The following is a 952-nucleotide window of genomic DNA, read 5'->3' as shown; positions in this document are numbered from 1 at the left end:
TTTTTGTGTCTTTTGTGTCTTTTTGTGGCTATTCCCCCTTGTGTGTCTTTTTGTGGCTATCCCCCCTTCGCTCGCCGGGCGTTGAGTTCGAGCAGGCGGGCGAGGATTTCATCGCGCACGGGGTCGGGCCAGCGGTAGCGGTACGGCTTCTTGCGCCGGCCCCACGTCGCTTCGTCAATTTCGTAATCGAGCACGAAGTCGCACGCCAGCGGCAGCAGATCGTCCCACCCGTAGGCCTTCAGCACCGCCGCGTCCATCGCCGCGTGCAGCTCGCGCAAGCGCACAATCGCCGGGTCATCCTCGTCGGGGTCGTGGAAGCGGTTGTAGAGCGCGGTCAAGCCCTCGTTGCGCTGCGCCATCAACCCCGCCCGATACTCGTAGTACGCTTTGCCCGCCGCCTCCAGCGCCGCGTCTGTCTCCCATCCCGCCGGGAACGGGTAGGTCTCGAAGCAGTCGGACGGGGTGTAGCGCAACCGATCTTCGAGCGACGAGGCGAAGAACCGGGCCCAGACTTCGTGCGGACGGGCTTGCAGGGCGCAAAACGCCGCGTAGGTCTCGAAGGGGAAGATGACCAATGACTCGGCGTAGACCATCCGCGCCGGCAGAAAGGTCACGGCCAAGTGCTGGCTCACCCGCGAGAGTGCCAACACCTGTGAAAGCGGGGCGATGGCGGCGTTGAGTGCAGGTCGGGTTCTACCAAATTGCCACCATGTCTTTTTGAGCCGTTGTCCATCAGCAGTATTTCTGAGCGCCATCCGCTCCGGCTTGACCTTGCGCTCAACAATCGCCATCAGCTCCGGCCAGCGCGCCCGGCACTCAGCCTCGGTGCGCTCGCCGAAGTGGATCACGTAGCGGTGGTGGGCGTGGGCCGGATGGCTGTTCAGCTCTTCGCCGCCGATGTAGGGGAAGATCACCTCCCGGCAGGCCGGGTTGGCCGCGATCAGCCGCTCCA

At 64.1% G+C, this 952-nt stretch carries 1 protein-coding gene; it reads right to left on the bottom strand.

The window, feature by feature from the left end; translation table 11 throughout:
• Positions 1-56: 56 nt before the first annotated feature.
• Positions 57-952: type IIL restriction-modification enzyme MmeI (locus tag A6A03_RS20700; RefSeq protein ID WP_066791527.1), on the bottom strand; the 896-nt coding region annotated here is incomplete at its 5' end.

Source organism: Chloroflexus islandicus, from assembly GCF_001650695.1.
Classification (GTDB): domain Bacteria; phylum Chloroflexota; class Chloroflexia; order Chloroflexales; family Chloroflexaceae; genus Chloroflexus; species Chloroflexus islandicus.
Note: the sequence above shows the minus strand (reverse complement) of the source record. Positions and strands in the feature narration are given on the sequence as shown.